Raw genomic sequence first — 22,369 nt, 5'->3', positions numbered from 1 at the left:
TGTGAGGCTTCCCTGAAATCTGGCAAGCGGTTTCCGAGGCCGCGCGCGCCGTCGCTCAGCGCTTTTTCATCCAGGCGCCGATGCGCGTCACCGCCTCCTCGCATTCACTGAGCGAACCGGCGAAGGAGAGCCTAATCGTGCGCGCCCCGCGGGCCTCGTCGAAATCGAGCCCGGGCGTGATTGCGACGCCGGCCTCTTCGAGGACGCTGCGGCAGAAGGCCATGGAATCGTTCGAGTGCCGGCCGATGTCGAGATAGATGTAGAAGGCCCCATCCACCGGCAGGAAATCGCCGAGACCGATCTCCGGCAATGCCTTCAGCAGGAAGCTGCGGTTGGCGGCATAGCCGGCCTTGATCGCCTCGCATTCCGCGGTCGCGTCGAAAGCCGCCTCGCCCGCCACCTGGCTGAGATACGGCACCGAGATCGAGAAATTCTGCTGCAGCCGTTCGATCGTGCGCACGAGACGCTGCGGCACCACGAGCCAGCCGACGCGCCAGCCGGTCATGCAATAATACTTGGAGAACGAGTTGACGACGATCGCGTCGGGGTCGGCGGCGAGCGCCGTCGTCGCCGGCGTCTCGTAGGTCAACCCGTGATAGATCTCGTCCGAGATGTACCAGAGCCCAAGCTTGCGGCAGCAGGCCGCGACATCGGCAATGGCTTCAGGCGTCATCACCACGCCGGTCGGGTTGGCCGGGCTCATCGTCAGCACCCCGGCAAGCGGCTTTTCGCGATGGGCGCGCTCGATCAGGTCCGGCGTCAGGGCGAAGCGCGTCTCGGGGCCGACCTCGATCGCCACCGGCTCCAGCCCGAGCGCGATCAGGATGTTGCGATAGGCCGGATAGCCCGGCGCCGTGATCGCGATCCGCGCGCCCGGCTGAAAGCAGGCGAGGAAGGCGAGGATGAAACCGCCGGACGAACCCGTCGTCACGACGACGCGCTCGGCCGCCACCGCGACGCCATAAGCATCCTGATAGTGGCGCGCGATGCGATCCCTCAGCGAATCCGTGCCGAGCGCCTGCGTATATCCGATCCGGCCGTGTTCCAGCGCCCGGCTGGCGGCCGCGCGGATCGTGGCCGGCGTCGGCGCCGAGGGCTGTCCGACCTCCATATGCACGACCGAGCCACCGCGGCGCTCGATCGCTGCCGCCTGGTTCATCACATCCATGACGATGAAGGGCGCGACGCGCTCGGCGCGTTCGGCCAGGGCGGGCAAGGCGGCGGGCACGATCAGGGGCTTCGACATCGGCTTGTCCGGGTTCGCGAGGAGGCGTGATCGCGTAGCCGAGCCGAAGGCGGCCTGCAACCATCGGCCGCGACCGCTGGCAGAGCTGTGATTTGACCTTCACCCCGCGAGGACCCACAAGCTCGCGCCCAGACGCATTGCTTCCGCCGGCGTAATCCAGGCCGGCGGCTCTGAAAGGATGACGAGATGGCTTTCCCGACCCTGACCAGCTTGGCACGCGCCTGCCTGCGGCCTGCCGCCGTCGCGCTGAGCCTCTGGCTCGCGGCCTCTGCCGCGCCGGCCATGGCGCAGGGCCAGCCGCTCTCGCCCGAGCAGCGCAAGGCGGTGACCGACCTGATCCGCGAGACGATCCTGAAGAACCCCGAGATCATCCAGGACGCCCTGATCGAGCTGGAGCGGCGCAACACGGTCGCCCAGGCCGATGCCCAGCGCAATGCGGTCGCCGCCGAGAAGGCCCGCATCACCGATCCCGCGACCTCGGTCATCATCGGCAATCCCGAGGGCGACATCACCCTGGTCGAGTTCATGGATTACAATTGCGGCTTCTGCAAAAGGGCGATGGAGGACGTTACCGCGCTCTCCAAGGCCGATCCGAAGCTGCGCGTCGTGCTCAAGGACTTCCCGATCCTCGGCCCTGATTCGGTCGAGGCCAGCCGCGTCGCCGTCGCCGCGAAGAACCAGCTCCAGGGCCCGAAATATTTCGAGTTCCACAACAAGCTGATGGCCGTGAAGGGCAAGGTCAACGCCGCCAAGGCACTCGAGATCGCCAAGGAGGCCGGTGCCGATCTCGCCCAGTTGAAGAAGGACATCGAGGCTCCCGCCACCAAGGCCGCGATCGCCGACACCGTCGCGCTCGGTGACCGTCTCGGCCTCACCGGCACGCCCGCCTTCATCATCGGCGACGAGATCGTCTTCGGCGCGGTCGGCCAGGCCGCCCTCAAGGCGAAGATCGATTCCGTGCGCCGCTGCGGCAAGACCGACTGCGCCGGCTGATCAGCCATTTCAATATGATCCAGTGGGCCGGCAGGGTGCTTCAGGCTTCCCCTGCCGGCTTTCAACGTTTATGAGGGCGGCTCCTGCCGCCCGCGCGCGGTGCCGGAATCAACGCCCCCGATGGTCGCCGTCCACGTCCTGAACGGACCCAACCTCAACCTGCTCGGAACCCGCGAGCCCGGAACCTATGGCGCGGTCACGCTGGCCGGCGTCGAGGAACGTTTGCGCCGCAGGGCCGAGGCGGCCGGCGTGGAGCTGACCTTCCGCCAGACCAATTTCGAGGGCGAGCTCGTCACCTTCATCCAGCAAGCGGGGCTGGCCGGCGCCGGCGTCGTCATCAACGCGGGCGCCTATACCCATACGTCGGTCGCCCTGCGCGACGCGATCAAGGGCGTCGATGCACTGGCGATCGAGGTCCATATTTCGAACGTACATGCGCGCGAGGAATTCCGGCACCATTCCTACATGGCGCCGGTTTGCGTCGGGGTGATCTGCGGCTTCGGCGTCGCGAGCTATGACCTGGCTTTCGACGCGATCGTGCCGCTGCTGGAAAAGCGGGCGGCGAAAGCCGCCTGAAGCCCATTGAACGGGAGGCGGCTAAGGCCGCCGCTCCCATCCGAATATCCGAAGAAGACGGTGATACCCGCCATGGCGACCAAGAGCCCGATCGACCCCGAACTTGTCCGCGAGCTCGCCGAGCTTCTGAACCAGACTGATCTCACCGAGATCGAGGTCGAGAAGGGCGATCTGCGCGTCCGCGTTGCCCGCAACATCACCGCGACCGTCCAGGTCCCGGCCGCCGTCGCCGCTCCGGCGATGGCGATGCCGGCTCCGGTCGCAGCGTCCGCCTCGGCCGAGGCCAAGCCGACCGCCGCCCATCCCGGCGCCGTGCCCTCCCCGATGGTCGGCACCGCCTATCGCCGGCCCTCGCCCGATGCCAAGCCCTTCGTCGAGGTGGGCAGCGTCGTGAAGCAGGGTGAGCGCATCCTGCTTGTCGAGGCGATGAAGACCTTCAACGACATCGTCGCGCCCCGCGCCGGCAAGGTCACGGCCATCATGGTCGAGGACGGCCAGCCGGTGGAATACGGTGAGCCGCTGCTGGTGATCGAGTGAGCGTGGCGCCGCGCGCCGTCGGGTCCGATTTGGGTTTCAAGATGTTCGACAAGATCCTGATCGCCAACCGTGGAGAGATCGCGCTGCGCGTGCTGCGCGCCGCCAAGGAGCTCGGTATCGCAACCGTCGCGGTGCATTCCACCGCCGACGCCAACGCCATGCATGTGCGCCTCGCCGACGAGAGCGTCTGCATCGGCCCGCCGCCGGCCCGCGAGAGCTATCTCAACATCCCCGCCCTGATCGCGGCCTGCGAGATCACCGGCGCCGATGCGGTCCATCCCGGCTACGGCTTCCTCTCGGAGAACGCCCGCTTCGCCGAGATTCTGGAGCAGCACAACATCGCCTTCATCGGCCCCAAGGCCGAGCATATCCGCAGCATGGGCGACAAGATCGAGGCCAAGCGTACCGCCAAGCGCCTCGGCATTCCCTGCGTGCCGGGCTCCGAAGGCGGCGTCGCGGATGACCAGGAGGCACTGAAGATCATCCGGGAGATCGGCTTCCCGGTGATCATCAAGGCCGCTTCAGGCGGCGGCGGCAAGGGCATGAAGGTCGTTCGCAGCGAGGATGAACTGTCCGTGCTGCTCTCCACCGCCCGCAGCGAAGCCAAGGCCAATTTCGGCGACGACGCCGTCTATATCGAGAAATATCTCGAGAAGCCGCGCCATATCGAGATCCAGGTGCTCGGCGACGGTCGCGGCCATGCGATCCATCTCGGCGAGCGCGACTGCTCGCTGCAGCGGCGCCACCAGAAGGTCTGGGAGGAAGGCCCCTCACCTGCCCTCAATGCGGGCGAGCGCGACCGCATCGGCGAGGTCTGTGCCAAGGCGATGCGCGAATTGCAGTATCGCGGCGCCGGCACGATCGAGTTCCTCTACGAAGACGGCGAGTTCTACTTCATCGAGATGAACACACGCATCCAGGTCGAGCATCCAGTCACCGAGATGATCACCGGGATCGACCTCGTCAACGAGCAGATCCGCATCGCCGCCGGCGCGCCGCTCTCGCTCAAGCAATCGGACATCGTCATCGAGGGCCACGCCATCGAATGCCGGGTCAATGCCGAGCATCACGCGACCTTCCGCCCCTCGCCCGGGAAGATCGCCTCGTTCCACACGCCGGGCGGCCTTGGCGTGCGTGTCGATTCCGCCGCCTATCAGGGCTACACGATCCCGCCGCATTACGATTCGCTGGTCGGCAAGCTAATCGTCCACGGCCGCAACCGCGACGAGTGCCTGATGCGCCTGCGCCGCTCGCTCGACGAGTTCGTCGTCGACGGCGTCGACACGACGCTGCCGCTGTTCCGCACGCTGGTGCGCAACCCGGACATCCTGAACGGCGACTACAACATCCACTGGCTCGAGAAATTCCTCGCCGCCGGCGGCATGGGCGAGCCGGAAGCCTGAGGCTTCATGCAGTTCCGAAACGACAAAGCCCCCCGCATCGCGAGGGGCTTTTTTGCATTGCTGTTCCTTCAAACCTGAAGCGCGGGTCATCCCGGGCGGAGCGAAGCGCAGACCCGGGATCCATGCCGGAGCGCTTCCAGGAAAGGTTCAGGCATGGATCCCGGGTCTCCCTACGGTCGCCCGGGATGACAGCGCGTTCCTGGAAAGCGCCACGGCGCTTCAGATCGTCTCCAGCAAGCCCTTGATCAGCGCCTGGCGCGGCGCGATCGACGAGATCAGCCCGTATTCCTGCAGCGTATGCGCGCCATCGCCATCGATGCCGAGCCCGTCCAGGGTGGGCACGCCGAGCGCCGCGGTGAAGTTGCCGTCCGAGCCGCCGCCGGTCATCGGGCAATCCTGCAGGTCGAAGCCAGCGTCAGCGGCAACCTTGCGGGCCAGCGCGAACAGCTCCGCCACCGCGGCCGACTTCTCATAGGGCGGCCGGTTCATGCCGCCGGTGATGCGCAGCGCGACATCGGGATCATGCGGCTTCAGGCTGAGGATGCGATTCTCCATCATCGTGCCGTCGGGGAGCGTGGTGACGCGGCAATCGACGCTGAACCAGGCGTGTTGCGGGATGACGTTGGCCGCCGTGCCGCCACCGACCAGCGCGACGCTCGTCGTGATGCCGCGTGCGTAATCGGTCATGCCCTCGACGGCAAGAATCTGGTGCGCCGCCTCGCGGATGGCGCTGCGCCCATCGGCATGGCGCGAGCCGGCATGGGCCGGCCGGCCTTCCAGCCTCACGTCGAACCGGCCGACGCCCTTGCGCGCGGTGACGATCTTGCCGCCCTCACGGGCCGGCTCGGTGACCAGCACCGCCTTCGATCCCCGGCCGATCTCCTCGATCAGCCCCCGGCTGGTCGGCGAACCGATCTCCTCGTCGGGCGTGAACAGGAAGACCATCGGCCGCTTGGCCGAACCGGCCGCCGCGACCTGCTTGAAGGCCTGCAGGGCGAGCCAGGCGCCGCCCTTCATGTCGTAGACGCCGGGACCGTAGAGCCGATCGCCATCGACCCTGACGGGCAGTTCCTTGGCGCTGGTCCCCACCGGATGCACCGTGTCGAGATGCGACATCACCGCGACGGCGGGCTGGCCGTTGTCGAGCCCGGCGCGCAGCACGACCATATCGCCGAGGCCGTCGCGGCCAGGAATGCGCTCGACCGCGATCGGCAGCCCCGCAACATCTTTCTGGACAAGGTCCATCATGCCGTTCACGCCGGCTGGATGGCTGGTGGGACTTTCGAGCGCGACCCAGACGGAGAGCGCGGCGGCGGAATCTTGCTGTTTCATGGGGCGATGTTCACCGAAGAAGCCCTTGCCACGCAAGGCGGTTCGCATGCGTCTTGCGCAGGCCGGAAACGCAAGCCGGGGTAGCGAGGGACCGAGCGGGCGGGCGAGGCTGCAGCGGGAGGCGCAAGCCTCTCCACCTGGCCCTATCGGTCGATGACCGGAGGTCCCCAACGGAAGCCCTGCGATGGCCTCTCGCTGCCCGCAACCGAAAACCCGCGAATTCTCCCGAGGCGGACGCGAGAAGCCCTTTTCCGGTGATCGTTTCGCAGAGACGATGAATTCTGCTCTTGCCAAGCCGGATCGCATTGATTAGACCCCGGCTCACCAACGCGGCGCGGCCCAAAGCGCCCTGTCGTTGGGGGATCGTCTAACGGTAGGACCCCAGACTCTGACTCTGGTTGTCTAGGTTCGAATCCTAGTCCCCCAGCCACTCGCGTGGCTCGGCCAAGCCGAAATCACCATTTTCAAGCGGCTCAACAGGCGCTTTCGGCGTGCATCGATCACCGGTCGCAGGGCGCTTCCCTTTCGGTCATGAAACCGCCGCCGCGGCGCCCTCCAGGAACACGTCGAGGCAAAGCCGCGCGTGACGCGCGCGCTCCTCGACCGTCAGCAGCCGGTCGCCGGGAAAGCGCTTGATCAGCACGGAGAAGATCATGTCCATCAGCATCCGGGCCAGCGCATCGGCCGGAAAGGCGCGAAGCCTGCCCTTCGCCCGCTGAGCGACGAGCCAGTCCTCCAGAAGCCGCAGGGCCGGTTCGGAGCCCTCCTGCACGATCATCTCCCCGATCTCGCTGAAACGGTCGGAATCGGCGAGGACGAGCCTGACGAAGGCCAGCCGCTCGCGATTGTCGATCTCGTCGATATCGAGCCGGAAGATCGCAGCCAGCGCATCCGGCAGCGGCAGGTCCTCGTCGGGATCGCGCGGCAGCGCCAGCATCGAGCGCCGGTGATCGGCCACCATCACGCGGAAGAGGTCGGTCTTGGCCGGAAACAGCCGGTAGAGCGTCCGCTTCGAGACGCCGCAGCGCGCCGCAACCGCATCCATCGTCGTGGCGCCATAGCCGGCATCGAGGAACAGGTCGCGGGCGGATTGCACGATTCGCTGCCGCTCGGCCTCGTCGGAACGCGTCTTCGGGCGTCCGCGCGCCCGGGTCGACGCGGATTTTTCGCTCATTTCGCAGCTTGTCTCGATCATGTCCGTCATCAAGCCGCATTCTTGGGTTTGACAGTGGCGGAAATCAAGAGATAAGAAACCCTTCAGTTTCCAAAAAGAGATCCCGCATGCCGGCCGAGCGCGCTCCTTCCTCTTCCCGCCACGCCTTACCGAGCGCGCTGCTCCTCGCAGCGGTGCTGGCCGCCTGCAATTCCGAGAAGGCGGCGGCACCCCCGCCGCAGCCGCAGATCCAGGTCAGCGTCGTCACATTGCATCCGCAGCCCGTGGCGATCACGGCCGAGCTGCCCGGTCGCGTCTCCGCCAGCCTGATCGCCGAGATCCGGCCGCAGGTGAACGGCATCATCAAGTCGCGGCTTTTCCGCGAGGGCAGCGAGGTCAAGACCGGCGACGTGCTCTACGAGATCGACCCCTCCCCTTATCAGGCCGCTCTCGACAGCGCCGTCGCCGCCCAGCACAAGGCCGAGGCCGCCGTCGCCAATGCGCAGGTGCGGGCCGATCGCTATCGCGAACTGCTCCAGCGCAACGCCGGCAGCAAGCAGGACGCCGACGACGCTGCCGCGACGCTAGGCCAGGCCCAGGCCGATGTCGCGGCCGCCAAAGCCAATGTCGAGGCCGCCCGGATCAACCTCGCCTATACCAAGGTGACGGCGCCGATCGACGGGCGCATCGACAAGTCGGCACTGACCCAGGGCGCGCTGGTCACCGCCAACCAGGCGGCGGTGTTGACCACGATCCGCAAGCTCGACCCGATCAATGTCGACGTCACCCAGTCGAGCACCAACCTGCTGAAATTCCGCAGCGACATCGCCTCGGGACGCCTGAAATTCACCGGCCCGAATGTCGCGGTGAAGCTCAAGCTCGATACCGGCGACGCCTATGCGCAATCCGGCAAGCTCGAATTCGCCGAGGCGAACATCAACGAGACCACCGGCACCTTCAGCGTCCGCGCCGAGTTCCCCAATCCGGAGCGGCTGCTGCTGCCCGGCATGTTCGTGCGGGCGGAAATCCAGGAAGGCATCGCCGAGAACAATTTCCTGCTGCCCCAGCGCGCCGTCGGGCGCAACACCAAGGGCGAGGCGACCGCGAAATTCGTCTCGGCCGAAGGCAAGGTCGAGGAGCGGGTGCTGGTGACCCGCCGCAATATCGGCAACAACTGGCTGGTCGACAGCGGCGTCAAGGACGGCGAGCGCATCATCGTCGAGGGCGGCCAGCTCGTGCGGCCGGGACAGACCGTGACGGCGAACGAGGTCAGCGTCGACGAGGCCACCGGCGAGCTGAAATCAGCCAATCGCCGGGCCGAACTGCCGGCCGGCAACACGGCGAAGAACTGACCCCATGTCGCGCTTCTTCATTGAACGGCCGATCTTCGCCTGGGTCGTCGCCATCGTCATCATGCTGGCGGGCCTGCTCGCCCTGCGTACCCTGCCGATCTCGCAATATCCGCAGATCGCGCCGACGACCGTCCAGATCAGCGCCAACTATCCCGGCGCCGACGCGCAGACCGTCGAGAACTCGGTGACCAAGGTCATCGAGCAGGGCATGACCGGCCTCGACAACCTGCAATACATGACGGCGACCTCGACCTCGACCGGCAACGCCCAGATCACCCTGACCTTCAACAGCCAGGCCGATCCCGACGTCGCGCAGATGCAGGTGCAGAACAAGCTGCAGCTCGTCACCCGGCAATTGCCCTCGGTGGTGCAGAGCACCGGCATCTCGGTCGCCAAGGCCTCCACCGGCTTCCTGATGGTCGTCGCCTTCGTCTCGAAGGACGGGCGGATGTCGACAACGGACCTCGCCGACTATGTCGACTCGACCCTCAACGACACGCTGAAGCGCGTCGAGGGTGTCGGCACGACCCAGCTCTTCGGCGCCGGTTACGCCATGCGCATCTGGCTCGACCCGGACAAGCTGCGGAAATATGCGCTGATGCCCGCCGACATCGCCGCGGCGATCGAGGCGCAGAACACGCAAGTGTCGGCCGGCCAGCTCGGCGGCCTGCCCCAGGTCAGCGGCCAGCAGCTCAACGCCACCGTCACCGCGCTGTCGCGGCTCCAGACGGTCTCGCAATTCGAGAACATCATCCTCAAGAGCGGCGCTTCCGGCTCGATCGTCCGGCTGAACGACGTCGCCCGCGTCGAGCTCGGCGCCAAGAGCTACGACACCGTCTCGCGCTATAACGGCCAGCCGACGACCGGCCTCGCCATCAGCCTCGCGACCGGCGCCAATGCGATCGACACCGCCAAGGCGGTGACCGCGACGATCGAGCGCCTGAAGCAGACCTTGCCGGAAGGCGTCGAGGTCACCTACCCTTACGACACCACGCCCTTCGTGACGCTCTCGATCGAGAAGGTCGTGCACACGCTGTTCGAGGCGATCATCCTCGTCTTCATCGTGATGTACGTCTTCCTGCAGAACCTGCGCGCGACCTTCATCCCGATGCTGGCGGTGCCGGTCGTGCTGCTCGGCACCTTCGGCGTGCTGGCGCTCGCCGGCTATTCGATCAACACGCTGACGATGTTCGCGATGGTGCTCGCCATCGGCCTGCTCGTCGACGACGCCATCGTCGTGGTCGAGAATGTCGAGCGCGTGATGCAGGAGGAGAAGCTCTCGCCCAAGGAAGCGACGATCAAGTCGATGGGCGAGATCACCGGCGCGCTGGTCGGCATCGCCACCGTGCTCTCGGCCGTGTTCGTGCCGATGGCCTTCTTCGGCGGTTCGGTCGGCGTGATCTACCGGCAGTTCTCGGTGACGATCGTGACTGCGATGGCGCTCTCCGTCGTCGTCGCGCTGGTGCTGACGCCTGCGCTGTGCGCGACGCTGCTCAAGCCGGTCGGCGATCACGGCCCGCGCAAGGGCTTCTTCGGCTGGTTCAACCGCAATTTCGAGCGCACCACCAACGGCTACCGCTCCGGCGTCGCCGGGATGATCAGGCGGCCGCTGCGCTTCCTGCTCCTCTTCCTGGTGATCACCGGCGGCATGGTCTGGCTCTTCGCCCGCATGCCCTCCTCCTTCCTGCCCGACGAGGACCAGGGCATCCTGCTGACCAGCGTGCAGCTGCCCGTCGGCGCCACGCAGGACCGGACGCTGCGCGTGCTCGATGAGGTCCAGAAGCATTATCTCGAAAAGGAGAAGGACCTCGTCGAGGGCGTGCTGACGGTCGCGGGCTTCGGCTTCGGCGGCCAGGGCCAGAATGTCGGCCTCGCCTTCGTCAGGCTGAAACCCTTCGCCGAGCGCGTCGGCAAGCAGGCGACGGCCCAGGCCATCGCCGGCCGCGCCATGGGTGCGTTCCGCTCGATCAAGGACGGCACGGTCTACGCACTGGCTCCGCCGGCGATCCAGGGCTTCGGCAACACCGCAGGCTTCGATTTCTACCTGCAGGACATCGCCGGCGCCGGCCACACGCGCCTGATGGAGGTCCGCAACCAGTTGCTTGGCCTCGCGGCGCAGAGCAAGCAGCTCACCGGCACCCGCCCGAACGGGCAGGAGGATACGCCGCAATACGCGGTCGAGATCGACCAGGAGAAGGCGAGCGCGCTGACCCTGCCGCTCGCCGCCATCAACAACACCCTGTCGACGGCCTGGGGCTCGGCCTATGTCAACGACTTCATCGACCGTGGCCGGGTGAAGTCGGTCTATGTCCAGGCGGATGCCCCCTTCCGCATGCAGCCCGGCGATATCGGGCGGTGGTATGTGCGCAACCAGGGCGGCGAGATGGTGCCGTTCTCGGCCTTCTCCAGCGGGCGCTGGGACTACGGCTCGCCGCGGCTGGAGCGCTATAACGGCTCCGCCGCCGTCCAGATGCAGGGCGCCGCCGCAGCCGGCGTCAGCTCCGGCGCGGCGATGGACGAGATCGACCGCCTGATGACGCAACTGCCGAACGGCTTCAGCCATGAATGGACCGGGCTGTCCTTCCAGGAACGCCTCTCGGGCAGCCAGGCCGTAGCGCTCTACGCCCTCTCGATGCTGGTCGTGTTCCTCTGCCTCGCCGCGCTCTACGAAAGCTGGTCGGTCCCCTTCGCCGTCATGTTGTCTGTCCCGATCGGTATCTTCGGCGCCCTGCTCGCGGCGACGCTCTTCGGCCAGACCAACGACGTCTATTTCAAGGTCGGCCTGCTGACGACGATCGGCCTGGCAGCCAAGAACGCGATCCTGATCGTTGAGTTCGCGATCGAGCAGGAAGCCAAGGGCAAGGGCCTCGTCGAGGCGACGCTGGAGGCGGCCCGCCAGCGCCTGCGGCCGATCCTGATGACCTCGCTCGCCTTCGTGCTCGGCGTGACGCCTTTGGCAGTCGCCACGGGCGCTGGCTCGGGCAGCCAGAACGCGATCGGCATCGGCGTGATGGGCGGCATGATCGCCGCGACCGTCCTTGGCGTGTTCTTCGTGCCGCTGCTCTATGTCGGCGTCGTGCGCCTCGTCCGGCGCTGGCGCCGCACGGAGCCCGCGGCAGCGACAACCGCCGAATGAATGGCCGGCAACGGCTGCGCCCTCCCGAGGAAGCTGCTAGACTGACGCGATGACTGAATTCCCCCACATCATTCGCTCGCCTCTATCGCAGTCCTTCACCCATGACGGCCTGACCGTGCGGGTGGAAATCTACAAGATCGAGGGCACCGACGGCTGGACCCTCGAACTCATCGACGAGGATGGCGGTTCGACCGTCTGGCAGGACGCCTTCGCCACCGATGCCGACGCCTTCGCCGAGTTCACCGATGGTGTCGAGCAGCTCGGCCTCGACCGGCTGATCAATCCCGACGACGACGACCTCGCCACCGTGCACTGAACGGGGCGCCGCCTCACCATGCGCTATACCGACGAACTCGATGCGCTCCGGGCCGCCCGCGACGCGCTGCGCCGCCGGATCGCGGAGCGCCTTGCTCTGGAAGCTGGCGCACCTGTCGAAGGCGCGTCGCTGGAAGCCTGGCTGACGGCCGCCGACGAAGCAATCGAGACCTGGGAAAGCGAGGGCGAGGAGGCGCAGGATTCCCGCGCCTTCCGCCCGATAGGACCGTTGCAGGACTTGCTGGGGGACCATGCCGCGCTCGTCGAGCGGATCGCCGAGACGCTCGACCGGCGCCTGTCCTAGCTCAGTCCCAGCATCCGCCGCGCCAGCCCCGGATCGCCACCACCCGCGAAATCGTCGAAGGCGGTCTCCGTCACGCGGATGATATGGTCGGCGATGAAGCGGGCGCCCTCGCGGGCGCCGTCTTCGGGATGCTTCAGCGCGCATTCCCATTCGAGCACGGCCCAGCCATCGAAGTCGTATTGCGCGAGCTTGGAGAAGATCGCCTTGAAATCGACCTGCCCGTCGCCGAGCGAGCGGAAGCGCCCGGCCCGGCCGATCCAGGGCGAGAAGCCGGAATAGACGCCCTGCCGCCCGTCCGGGCGGAACTCGGCATCCTTCACATGGAAGGCGCTGATGCGCTCGTGGTAGATGTCGATGAAGGCGAGATAATCGAGCTGCTGCAGCAGGAAATGCGAGGGATCGTAATTGATCCGGCAGCGCTTGTGCCCGCCGAGCCGGTCGAGGAAGAGCTCGAAGGTGGCGCCGTCGAAGACGTCCTCGCCGGGATGGATCTCGAAGCCGACATCCACGCCCTGCTCCTCATAGGCATCGAGGATGGGCCGCCAGCGCCGTGCCAATTCGCCGAAGGCTTCCTCGACGAGCCCCACCGGCCGCTGCGGCCAGGGATAAAGGAAGGGCCAGGCGAGCGCGCCGGTGAAGCTGACCGAGCCCGACAACCCGAGCCGGCGCGAGGCTTTCGCGGCGAGCTTCATCTGCTCCACCGCCCAAGCCTGCCTCTCCTTTGGCTTGCCGCGCAGTTCCACGGGCGCGAAGACGTCGAAGGCGGCATCATAGGCTGGATGAACCGCGACGAGTTGGCCCTGAATATGGGTCGAAAGCTCGGTGATCGCGACGCCGTTCTCGCGCGCCACACCGGCGATCTCGTCGCAATAATCCTGCGAGGCAGCCGCCTTCTCCAGATCGAAGAAGCGCTTGTCGCCGCTGGGCAATTGCACGCCGCGATAGCCGAGCCCGGCCGCCCAGGCCGTGATGCCGGTCCAGCTGTCGAACGGCGCCTTGTCGCCGGCGAACTGGGCAAGAAAGATCGCGGGGCCCTGCATCGTCGCCGGCATCGTCTGCTCCTTCATAAGATCGGCACAGCTTCGCCCGAGGACCGGCCGGTCGTCCAGATCGGGGCGGCGCGATCTCCGTCTCTCCTTCAATTTAACTTCTGCCTAAATTGAGCTTAAGTTCGGTCTTGAGCTGTTTCGAGACCATCCCATAGCCTGCATCGCAACGGCCACCACAAGGCCGAGCGGGAAACGACAGGAGGCTGCGATCGCCCTGCCCTGGCACAGGTTGAGCCCGGACGAGCTCGCGCTGCTCGAGGCCACCTTCTGGTCCGGGGGCGCCGCCCGCCATGCGCTCGCCGACAGCCTGCAGTTCTCGCGCAGCAAGACCAACGCGATCGCCGCCGGGCTGATCGAGGAAGGCCTGCTCGACGAGGCCGGCGTCCAGCATTCCACCGGCGGCCGGCGGCCTGAAACCCTCTGCGTCCATCGCCGCATCGGCGTGCTCGTCGGCATCGATATCGGCGCGACCAGCCTCGACATCGCCCTGCTCCGCCCCGATCTCGGCATCATCGCCCGCCACGCGCAGGAAGCCGATGTGCAGGCCGGTCCCGGCCCGATCATGGCGCGCCTGCGCACCCTCCTGCCGGCGATGCTCGCCCAGAACGGCATCGCGCCCGACCGTGTGCTCGCCGTCGGCATCGGTGTGCCCGGCCCGGTCAATTTCGCCGCCGGCCAGCTCGTCAACCCGCCGCTGATGCCGGGCTGGGACAGCTACGCCATCCGCGAGGACCTGCGCGAGATCACCGACGCGCCGATCTTCGTCGACAACGACGTGAACCTGATGGCGCTCGGTGTGCTCTGGCGCCAGCGCAAGCAGATCGAGAACTTCCTCGTCATCAAGGTCGGCACCGGCATCGGCTGCGGCATCGTCTGCCATGGCGAGCTCTATCGCGGCTCGAACGGCTCGGCCGGCGATATCGGCCATATCTGCGCCGACCCCGAAGGCCCACTCTGCCGCTGCGGCAATCGCGGCTGCGTCGAGGCCATGGCCGCCGCCCCCGCCATCGTCGCGATGGGGCTGGAAGCGGCCCAAGCCGGCCGCAGCCCCGCTTTGGCAGACCGCCTCGTCACGAAAGGCCAGCTCGAAGCGGCCGATATCGGCGCCGCCAGCCGCGCCGGCGATGCCGAGGCCGACGCGATCGTGCGCCGTTCCGGCCGCCTGATCGGCCAGGTGCTGGCAGCACTCGTCAATTTCTACAATCCCTCGCATATCTTCATCGGCGGCGGCGTCTCGGCGATCGGCCCGATGTTCCTCGCCGCGATCCGCCAGAGCGTGAACCAGCGCTCGCTCGCCCTCTCGACGCGCCATCTCGAGATCACCTCCGCCCCGCTCGGCCCTGAGACCGGGCTGATCGGCGCCGGCGTGCTCGCCATGCGCGAGGCGCTCCGTGCGGGAGGCCCGGCATGAGCCAGACCGCAGGCCTCGCTGTCGGTTTCGACGGCATCGTCAAGCGCTTCGGCCCGGTCGAGGTGCTGCATGGCGTCTCCTTCGATCTCGAACCCGGCAAGGTCTACGGCCTCCTCGGCGAGAACGGCGCCGGCAAGTCGACGCTGATGAAGATCCTTGCCGGCTACGAGCAGCCGAGCGAGGGGCGCGTCCTGATCGACGGCGAGCCAGCAGCCTTCGCCGGTTCGCGCGAAGCCGAGGCGAAAGGCATCGTCCTGATCCACCAGGAATTCAACCTGGCGGACGACTTGACCATCGCCGGCAACATCTTCCTCGGTCATGAGCGCCGCAAGGGCTGGCTGCTCGATGAAGAAGCGATGCGGAGCGGGGCACAGGCTGCCCTTGATCAGGTCGGGCTGGCGCGTTCGCCGGACACGCCGGTCCGGCGCCTGATCGTCGCCGAGAAGCAGCTCGTCGAGATCGCCAAGGCTTTGTCGCGCAAAGCCCGCCTGCTGATCATGGACGAGCCGACCGCCACACTGACGCCGTCGGAGGCCGGAAAGCTCTTCGCCTTGATCGAGCGGATGCGGGCCGAGGGCATCACCGTCATCTACATCTCGCACAAGCTCGACGAGGTCGAACGCATCACCGACGAGGTCATCGTCATGCGCGACGGCCGCTTCGTCGGCCGCGCCCCGACCGCCTCGCTCACCCGTCACGCCATGGCGACGATGATGGTCGGGCGCGAGATCGCCGATCTCTTTCCCGAGAAGATCGCTGCCGATTCCGCGTTGCCGCCGGCCCTGGCGGTCGAGAATTTTTCAGTGCCGGGCTGGGCCAGCGACATCTCGTTTACGGTACGGCCGGGCGAAATCCTCGGCTTTGCCGGGCTGGTCGGCGCCGGGCGGACCGAGCTTTTCGAGGGCATACTCGGCCTGAGGCCGGCCACCGGCACGATCAAACGCGACGGCAAGCCGATCCAGCTCGGTTCGCCGCGCGAGGCCACCCGACACGGGCTCGCCTATCTGAGCGAGGACCGCAAGGGCAAGGGCCTGCATATCGACTTCCCGCTGCGCCCCAATCTCACGCTGATGGCGCTGGAGCGTTATGCGAAGCCGTTGCTCGATCATGAAGCCGAGCAACGCGCGCTGGAAGCCGCCGTCGGCGAATTCGGCATCCGCGCCGGCGCGCTCGGCATGAAGGCGGCTTCGCTCTCGGGCGGCAACCAGCAGAAGCTGGCGCTCGCCAAGGTGCTGCATCCCGAACCGCGTGTACTGATCCTCGACGAGCCGACGCGCGGCGTCGATGTCGGCGCCAAGCGCGAGATCTATTTCCTGATCCAGAAGCTCGCCGCCCAGGGCCTTGCCCTCATCGTCATCTCCTCGGAGCTGATCGAACTGATCGGCCTCGCCCATCGCGTCGCGGTGATGCGCGAGGGCCGGCTGGTCGCAACGGTCGAGGGCAACGAGATGACCGAAGCGACGATGATCGCCCATGCCACAGGGACCCGCCATGTCGCAGCCTGACACCGCAGAGCGAGCCGAGGCCCGCGCCCGCGAGGCGACCGTCCCGCTCGGCGACCGCATTGCCGCCTTCGGGCCGATCATCGGCCTCGTGCTGCTCTGTGCGGCTGGCGCCACGTTGAACAGCGATTTCGCCACGCTCGACAACGCGCTGAACGTGCTCACCCGCACGGCTTTCATCGGCATCATCGCTGTCGGCATGTGCTTCGTCATCATCCTCGGCGGCATCGACCTCTCGGTCGGCTCGATGGCGGCACTGATCGCCGGCTGCGTCATCCTCTTCATCAACTGGGCGGCCGGTGCCTTCGGCTCGCCGCTGATGGCGGTGATCGGTGGGGCTGCGCTCGCAGTCGTGCTCGGCGGCATCTTCGGGCTGCTGCACGGCATCCTGATCGCAAAGGGCCGCATCGAGCCCTTCATCGTTACCTTAGGAACGCTCGGCATCTACCGGGCATACCTCACCTATTTCGCCGATGGTGGAGCGCTCACCCTCGACAACGCCTTGGCCGATCTCTACGCGCCGGTTTATTACGGCAGCTTCCTCGGCGTACCGATCCCGGTCTGGGTCTTCCTGCTGGTCGCGCTGCTCGGCGCACTGATCCTGAACCGCACGATCTTCGGGCGGCATGTCCAGGCGATCGGCTCGAACGAGACCGTGGCACGCTACGCCGCCGTCGATGTCGAGCGCGTCAAGATCCTCACCTACATGCTGCTTGGCCTCTGCGTCGGCGTCGCCACGCTGCTCTATGTGCCGCGCCTGGGCTCGGCCTCGCCGACGACCGGCCTGCTCTGGGAGCTTGAGGCCATCGCCGCGGTCATCGTCGGCGGCGCGGCGCTCAAGGGCGGCCACGGCAGCATCACCGGCACGGTCATTGGCGCGATCCTGCTCTCGGTGATCAGCAACATCCTCAACCTGACGAGCCTGATCAGCGTCTATCTCAACGCCGCCGTGCAGGGCTTCGTCATCATCACCGTCGCGTTTTTGCAGAAAGGCCGCCGCTGAAGGCGGTCAACCAGGGAGAGAAGCGATGTCCACGCAGACCAGACGCAGCCTCATGCTCGCCACCGCCGCGGGCCTCGCCTTCGCCGCGACGAGCGCGGCAGCCGAGCCCGTCAATCTCGGCGTTTCCATTCCCGCCGCGACGCACAGCTTCATGGGCGGCATCAACTACTGGGCGAACCAGGCGAAGAAGGATCTCGAGGCCAAGCACAAGGACCTCAAGATTACCATCCGCACCGCCGCCAACGCCGTCGAGCAGGCCAACCAGCTCCAGGACCTGAGCACGGTCACCAAGATCAACGCGCTCGTCGTCTTCCCCTTCGAATCGGCGGCGCTGACCCGGCCGGTCGCCAATGTGAAGGCGAAGGGCGCCTATGTGACCGTGGTCGACCGCGGCCTGACCGACACCTCGGCGCAGGATGCCTATGTCGCCGGCGACAACACCGCCTTCGGCAGGATTCCGGCCGAGTACATCGCCAAGACGCTCGGCGGCAAAGGCAATGTCGTGGCGCTCCGCGGCATCCCGACCACGCTCGACAACGAGCGCATGGACGCCTTCAACGCCGTGCTGAAGGGCCATCCCGACATCAAGCTGCTCGACGCCAAATACGCCAACTGGAACCGCGACGACGCCTACAAGGTCACGCAGGATTTCCTCACCCGCTTCAAGGATATCGACGCCTTCTGGGCCGCCGATGACGACATGGCCTTCGGCGCGATCCGCGCTATCGACCAGGCCGGGCGCAAGGACATCAAGGTGATCTTCGGCGGTGCCGGGGCCAAGGACATGGTCAAGATCATCCTCGACGGCAAGGATCCGCGCATCCAGGCCAATGTCAGCTACTCCCCGAAATTCATCTATGAATCGATCAAGTTGACGGCGGAAGCCCGCCTGAAAGGCGAGAAGCTGCCGGCGACCACGATCATCCCCTCGGTGCTGATCGACAAGAGCAACGCCAAGGAGTTCTACCACCCCGACTCGCCGTTCTGAGCGGCAGCATCCTCCGGCCGCCGCTCCGGCGGCGGCCGCATCTCCAAGAACATCAGGTCACGCGATGAACGACGAACCCGCGCCAAGGCTGCGCTATGCCATGATCGGCGGCGGCCGCGATGCCTTCATCGGCGCCGTGCACCGCCATGCCATCGCGCTCGACGGGCAGGCGGAGCTGGCTGCGGGCGCCCTTTCCTCGACGCCCGAGCGCGCCCGTGAATCCGGCCGTGCGCTGGGCATCGCCGATGCGCATAATCATGCAAGCTGGCAGGCCCTGCTCGAAGCCGAGCTCGCCCGCCCTGCAACCGAGCGCATCGATCTCGTCGTGATCGTCACACCCACTGACACGCATTTCCCGATCGCGCAGGCCTTTGCGGAGGCCGGCTTCCACGTCGTCTGCGACAAGCCACTGACCCATACCAGCCAGCAGGCCGGGACGCTGGTCGAGACGGTCGCCCGCCAAGCCACCGTCTTCGGGGTCACCTATAACTACACCGGCTATCCCATGGTCCGTCAGGCGCGCGAGATGGTGCGCTCGGGCGCACTCGGCGCCATCCGCAAGGTCGTGGTCGAGTATAATCAGGGCTGGCTCGCGACCGCGCTTGAGGCGACCGGCAACAAGCAGGCGAGCTGGCGCACCGACCCGGCCCGCAGCGGCATCGCCGGTGCGCTCGGCGATATCGGCTCCCACGCCGAGAACCTCGTCTCGACTGTGACCGGACTGCAGATCGAGGAGCTCGTCGCCGATCTCGGCGCGCTTGTGCACGGCCGTGCGCTCGATGACGATGCCAGCATGCTGCTGCGCTTCAAGGGTGGCGCACGCGGCGTCCTCGTGGCCTCGCAGATCAATGCCGGGCTGGAGAACGATCTGCGCCTGCGCGTCTCCGGCGAGAACGGCACGCTGGAATGGCGGCAGGAGGAGCCGAACCGGCTCGTCCATCACCGCCGCGAGGGGCCGACCGAGATCTTCACGCGCGCCTCGCCCTGGCTCTGCGAATCGGCGCGCCGCGCCGGGCGCATTCCGGCGGGCCACCCCGAAGGCTTCATCGAGGCCTTCGCCAATATCTATCGCGGCGTCTTCGCCGATATCCGGGCGCGCAAGGCCGGCGCGACAGTCGACCCGCTCGACGCGGACTATCCGACGGTCGGCGACGGCGCGCGCGGCGTGCGCTTCATCGAATGCGCCGTGGCGTCCTCGGCTGAGCGGCGCTGGCTGCCCTTCTCAGGTTGAGCTCAGCGTCCGCCTGACGCTATCGCGCCAGCCGGCGACCTTGCGCTTGCGCTCGCTGGCGGCCATGGCCGGCGAGAAGCGCCGTTCCAGCCGCCACATGTCGGCGAATCGATCGGGCTCCGGCAGCAGGCCGGCATCGAGCCCGGCGAGATAGGCCGCGCCGAGCGCCGTCGTCTCCAGCACAGTCGGCCTGTCGACGGGCAGGTCGAGGATGTCGGCGAGCCGCTGCATCGTCCAGTCTGAGGCGACCATGCCGCCGTCGACCCGCAGCACCGACTGCTTGCCCGCGCCGGCGTCCGGCCAGTCGGCCCGCATCGCCTCGACAAGGTCGAGCGTCTGATAGCAGACGCTTTCCAGCGCGGCGCGTGCGAACTCGCGCGGCCCGGAATTGCGGGTCAGTCCGAATAGAGCGCCGCGCGCATGCGCGTCCCAATGCGGGGCGCCCAAGCCCACGAAAGCCGGCACCAGATAGACGTCCTGCTCGGGATCGGCGGCCTCTGCCAACGGCCCGGTCTCGCTCGCCTTCTCGATGATGCCGAGCCCGTCGCGCAGCCATTGCACGGCGGCACCGGCGATGAAGATCGAGCCCTCCAGCGCGTAGGTCCGCTGGCCGTCGAGTTGGTAGGCGACGGTGCTGAGCAGGCGATGTTTCGAGCGCACCGGCGTGTCGCCCGTGTTGAGCAGGGCGAAACAGCCGGTGCCGTAGGTCGATTTCACCATGCCGGGCGAGAAACAGGCCTGCCCGATCGTCGCCGCCTGCTGGTCCCCGGCAATGCCGCGCACAGCGATCGGCGCCCCGAAAAGCTCCGGCGCGGTATCGCCGAAATGCGCGGCGCAGTCGCGCACTTCAGGCAGCAGCGCTGCCGGAATGCCGAACAGGTCGAGCAGATCGGAATCCCAGATGCCGCGGCCGATGTCGAACAGCATGGTGCGTGCGGCATTGGTCGCATCGGTCGCATGCACGGCCCCGCCGGTCAGCCGCCAGAGCAGGAAGCAGTCGACCGTACCGAAGGCAAGCTCGCCCGCTTCCGCCCGGCGCCGGGCTCCTGGAACGTTATCGAGCAGCCAGGCAATCTTGGTGGCGGAGAAATAGGGATCGATGCGCAGGCCGGTCCGCTCCGCGACAAGCTCTTCATGACCGGCAGCGACGAGCGCCGCGCAGGCCTGCGCCGTGCGCCGGTCCTGCCAGACGATGGCGCGGTGGATGGCCCGGCCCGTCCGGCGGTCCCAGATCAGTGTCGTCTCGCGCTGGTTGGTGATGCCGATGCCGGCGATGTCCGCGGCGCTCGCGCCGCCCTTGGCAAGGGCCTCCCTCGCCGTCGCGAGCACGCTGTCCCAGATATCCTCCGGCTCGTGCTCGACCCAGCCCGAGGCCGGGAAATGCTGCGGGAACTCGCGTTGGGCGCTGGCCACCACGCCGAGCGACGCATCGAACAGGATCGCCCGCGAGGAGGTCGTGCCCTGGTCGATGGCGAGGATATGTCTGGCGGCCATGTCGGTTCCCTGCCCTGTCTTGCGTCAAGCCGGCGGAGACTGGCCGATCAGCCGGTTCCCGCGCAAGCGGTCCGGTGTCCGGCAAGTCTCCCAGCGGGCAAGGTTCTGCTTGGCATGTCGTCTGCCCTGTAGTTAGCTTGATCACGAAGCAGGGCCGCGCCGTGTTGCGGCCCCTGTCCGTGCTCCAGGGCATAGGGCAGGTTGAGGGATTGGGATCGGTGGCGGTCGAGGACCGGCAACAACGGGACGTCACGTCAGTGGCGCCTCCGCAAAGAAGCAACGCCGGTCCGCAGCGGGCCGGTGCGGTTCCGTCTGTCACGCCGTTCAGGAGCTTCGAGCAGCCCTCTGCCCCGCGTCCACCATCCGCGACCTATGCGGCGCTCGATCTCGGCACCAATAATTGCCGCCTGCTGATCGCCCGGCCGGCGCAGCACGGCTTCCGCGTCGTCGATGCCTTCTCCCGCATCGTGCGCCTCGGCGAGGGCCTGGCCGCGAGCAGCCGCCTCGCCGATGCCGCGATGGACCGCGCCGTCGAGGCGCTGAAGATCTGCCGCGGCAAGATGGCGAATCGCGGCGTCACCCGCGCCCGGCTCGTCACCACCGAAGCCTGCCGCGCCGCCACCAACGGGCTGGAGTTCATCCGCCGCGTCGCGGCGGAGGCGGAACTGGCACTGGAGGTCATCGACCAGCGCACGGAAGCCGCGCTCGCCGTCTCCGGCTGCGCTGCTCTGACCGATCCGGCCGCCGAGAGCGTCATCGTCTTCGACATCGGTGGCGGCTCGACCGAGATCGTCTGGCTCGGCGGCCGCAGCGAGGCGCGCGATCCCGCCGCCCGCATCCGCGAATGGGCCTCGCTTCCGATCGGTGTCGTTACGGTCGCCGAGCGCTATGGCGGCATCGAGGTCAGCCGCGAGTTGTTCGAGCGGATGGTCGATGACTGCGCGCAGGCGCTGGCGCCCTTCGCGAAGAAGGCGGCCGGGGCCAAGGACGCCCGCAGCTTCCACCTGCTCGGCACCTCCGGCACGGTCACGACGGTCGCCGGCATCCATCTCGACCTGCCGCGCTATGACCGGCGCGAGGTCGACGGGCTGTGGATGCATCAGCGCGACATCCTCACGGTGATCGACCGCCTGATCGAGATGGACTATGCCGCCCGGGCGGCGAATGCTTGCATCGGCCGCGAGCGCGCCGATCTGGTGCTGGCCGGCTGCGCGATCTTCGAGGCGATCCGCCGCGCGTTCCCGAGCGAGCGCGTCCGCATCGCCGATCGCGGCCTGCGCGAGGGCATCCTGCTGCGCATGATGCATGAGGACCGCGCCTGGTGGCGGCGGAAATAGGTTCGAC

Annotated in this window: 19 protein-coding genes and 1 tRNA gene; 15 read left to right on the top strand and 5 right to left on the bottom strand. The window is 67.3% G+C overall.

Features of this window, described 5'->3' with window-relative positions; genetic code table 11:
• Nucleotides 1–55: 55 nt before the first annotated feature.
• The gene (locus AC1RLU_RS16565; protein WP_492796834.1) at nucleotides 56–1,246 is read right to left on the bottom strand and encodes a pyridoxal phosphate-dependent aminotransferase; all 1,191 of its coding nucleotides are present in this window, start codon (nucleotides 1,244–1,246) and stop codon (nucleotides 56–58) included.
• A 186-nt stretch (nucleotides 1,247–1,432) separates the two neighbouring features.
• On the opposite strand from AC1RLU_RS16565, the gene AC1RLU_RS16560 reads away from it, so the two are divergent.
• From AC1RLU_RS16560 to accC, 4 genes are all read left to right on the top strand, one after another.
• Nucleotides 1,433–2,239 (top strand): DsbA family protein, encoded by an 807-nt coding sequence (locus tag AC1RLU_RS16560; RefSeq protein WP_061967744.1) that lies wholly within the window; start codon nucleotides 1,433–1,435, stop codon nucleotides 2,237–2,239.
• Nucleotides 2,240–2,359: 120 nt separating this feature from the next.
• Nucleotides 2,360–2,815, top strand: a complete 456-nt coding sequence (gene aroQ / locus AC1RLU_RS16555) for a type II 3-dehydroquinate dehydratase (protein ID WP_061967742.1) — start codon at nucleotides 2,360–2,362, stop codon at nucleotides 2,813–2,815.
• 72 nt (nucleotides 2,816–2,887) lie between these two features.
• Nucleotides 2,888–3,352 carry an acetyl-CoA carboxylase biotin carboxyl carrier protein gene (gene accB, locus AC1RLU_RS16550; protein ID WP_492796832.1) on the top strand — a complete coding sequence of 155 codons (465 nt, stop codon included), beginning with the start codon at nucleotides 2,888–2,890 and terminating at the stop codon, nucleotides 3,350–3,352.
• A 41-nt stretch (nucleotides 3,353–3,393) separates the two neighbouring features.
• Entirely contained in the window at nucleotides 3,394–4,755 is a 1,362-nt protein-coding gene (accC, locus tag AC1RLU_RS16545) for an acetyl-CoA carboxylase biotin carboxylase subunit (protein ID WP_061968307.1), read from the top strand.
• Nucleotides 4,756–4,974: 219 nt separating this feature from the next.
• On the opposite strand, the gene AC1RLU_RS16540 is transcribed toward accC, so the two are convergent.
• Complete coding sequence (locus tag AC1RLU_RS16540) at nucleotides 4,975–6,087, bottom strand: M20 family metallopeptidase (RefSeq protein ID WP_492796831.1); 1,113 nt, start codon at nucleotides 6,085–6,087, stop codon at nucleotides 4,975–4,977.
• A 356-nt stretch (nucleotides 6,088–6,443) separates the two neighbouring features.
• On the opposite strand from AC1RLU_RS16540, the gene AC1RLU_RS16535 reads away from it, so the two are divergent.
• A tRNA-Gln gene (locus AC1RLU_RS16535) sits at nucleotides 6,444–6,517 on the top strand.
• A gap of 99 nt (nucleotides 6,518–6,616) precedes the next feature.
• Here AC1RLU_RS16535 and AC1RLU_RS16530 read toward each other — a convergent pair.
• Entirely contained in the window at nucleotides 6,617–7,261 is a 645-nt protein-coding gene (locus AC1RLU_RS16530) for a TetR/AcrR family transcriptional regulator (RefSeq protein ID WP_492796829.1), read from the bottom strand.
• 107 nt (nucleotides 7,262–7,368) lie between these two features.
• Between AC1RLU_RS16530 and AC1RLU_RS16525 the strand changes: the two genes are divergently transcribed.
• Genes AC1RLU_RS16525 through AC1RLU_RS16510 form a run of 4 tightly spaced genes read left to right on the top strand, consistent with a single transcriptional unit; the run spans nucleotide 7,369 to nucleotide 12,347 of the window.
• The gene (locus tag AC1RLU_RS16525; protein WP_113586899.1) at nucleotides 7,369–8,592 is read left to right on the top strand and encodes an efflux RND transporter periplasmic adaptor subunit; all 1,224 of its coding nucleotides are present in this window, start codon (nucleotides 7,369–7,371) and stop codon (nucleotides 8,590–8,592) included.
• A gap of 4 nt (nucleotides 8,593–8,596) precedes the next feature.
• Nucleotides 8,597–11,728, top strand: coding sequence for an efflux RND transporter permease subunit (locus AC1RLU_RS16520; protein ID WP_492796827.1), 3,132 nt, complete (start codon nucleotides 8,597–8,599; stop codon nucleotides 11,726–11,728).
• Between the two features lie 49 nt (nucleotides 11,729–11,777).
• Nucleotides 11,778–12,044, top strand: a complete 267-nt coding sequence (locus tag AC1RLU_RS16515; protein ID WP_091859585.1) for a hypothetical protein — start codon at nucleotides 11,778–11,780, stop codon at nucleotides 12,042–12,044.
• Between the two features lie 18 nt (nucleotides 12,045–12,062).
• Nucleotides 12,063–12,347 (top strand): hypothetical protein, encoded by a 285-nt coding sequence (locus AC1RLU_RS16510; RefSeq protein WP_492796826.1) that lies wholly within the window; start codon nucleotides 12,063–12,065, stop codon nucleotides 12,345–12,347.
• Here the strand turns inward: AC1RLU_RS16510 and AC1RLU_RS16505 are convergent.
• On the bottom strand, nucleotides 12,344–13,399 hold the full coding sequence (locus AC1RLU_RS16505) for a sugar phosphate isomerase/epimerase family protein (RefSeq protein WP_492796824.1): 1,056 nt from the start codon (nucleotides 13,397–13,399) through the stop codon (nucleotides 12,344–12,346). The genes AC1RLU_RS16510 and AC1RLU_RS16505 overlap by 4 nt on opposite strands.
• 226 nt (nucleotides 13,400–13,625) lie before the next feature.
• Here AC1RLU_RS16505 and AC1RLU_RS16500 point away from each other — a divergent pair, with 226 nt between their 5' ends.
• The 5 genes from AC1RLU_RS16500 (at nucleotide 13,626) to AC1RLU_RS16480 (ending at nucleotide 19,531) form a co-directional block, all read left to right on the top strand.
• Entirely contained in the window at nucleotides 13,626–14,807 is a 1,182-nt protein-coding gene (locus AC1RLU_RS16500) for an ROK family protein (RefSeq protein WP_061968301.1), read from the top strand.
• Nucleotides 14,804–16,312, top strand: a complete 1,509-nt coding sequence (locus AC1RLU_RS16495; RefSeq protein WP_492796823.1) for a sugar ABC transporter ATP-binding protein — start codon at nucleotides 14,804–14,806, stop codon at nucleotides 16,310–16,312. The genes AC1RLU_RS16500 and AC1RLU_RS16495 overlap by 4 nt, the downstream gene beginning before the upstream one ends.
• The gene (locus tag AC1RLU_RS16490) at nucleotides 16,299–17,312 is read left to right on the top strand and encodes an ABC transporter permease (protein ID WP_142115620.1); all 1,014 of its coding nucleotides are present in this window, start codon (nucleotides 16,299–16,301) and stop codon (nucleotides 17,310–17,312) included. The genes AC1RLU_RS16495 and AC1RLU_RS16490 overlap by 14 nt, the downstream gene beginning before the upstream one ends.
• Before the next feature lie 25 nt (nucleotides 17,313–17,337).
• Nucleotides 17,338–18,300, top strand: a complete 963-nt coding sequence (locus AC1RLU_RS16485; RefSeq protein WP_142115621.1) for a substrate-binding domain-containing protein — start codon at nucleotides 17,338–17,340, stop codon at nucleotides 18,298–18,300.
• 64 nt (nucleotides 18,301–18,364) lie between these two features.
• Nucleotides 18,365–19,531 carry a Gfo/Idh/MocA family protein gene (locus AC1RLU_RS16480; RefSeq protein WP_492796821.1) on the top strand — a complete coding sequence of 389 codons (1,167 nt, stop codon included), beginning with the start codon at nucleotides 18,365–18,367 and terminating at the stop codon, nucleotides 19,529–19,531.
• Here the strand turns inward: AC1RLU_RS16480 and glpK are convergent.
• A complete protein-coding gene (gene glpK, locus AC1RLU_RS16475; RefSeq protein WP_492796819.1) occupies nucleotides 19,523–21,025 on the bottom strand; it encodes a glycerol kinase GlpK in 1,503 nt (500 codons plus the stop codon). The two genes, AC1RLU_RS16480 and glpK, sit on opposite strands and share 9 nt — an antisense overlap.
• Nucleotides 21,026–21,282: 257 nt before the next feature.
• On the opposite strand from glpK, the gene AC1RLU_RS16470 reads away from it, so the two are divergent.
• Nucleotides 21,283–22,362 (top strand): Ppx/GppA phosphatase family protein, encoded by a 1,080-nt coding sequence (locus tag AC1RLU_RS16470; RefSeq protein ID WP_492796817.1) that lies wholly within the window; start codon nucleotides 21,283–21,285, stop codon nucleotides 22,360–22,362.
• Nucleotides 22,363–22,369 lie beyond the last annotated feature (7 nt).

Source organism: Allobosea sp. GW822-FHT05A11, assembly GCF_058800455.1.
This window is presented reverse-complemented; position numbering and strand designations above follow the sequence as displayed.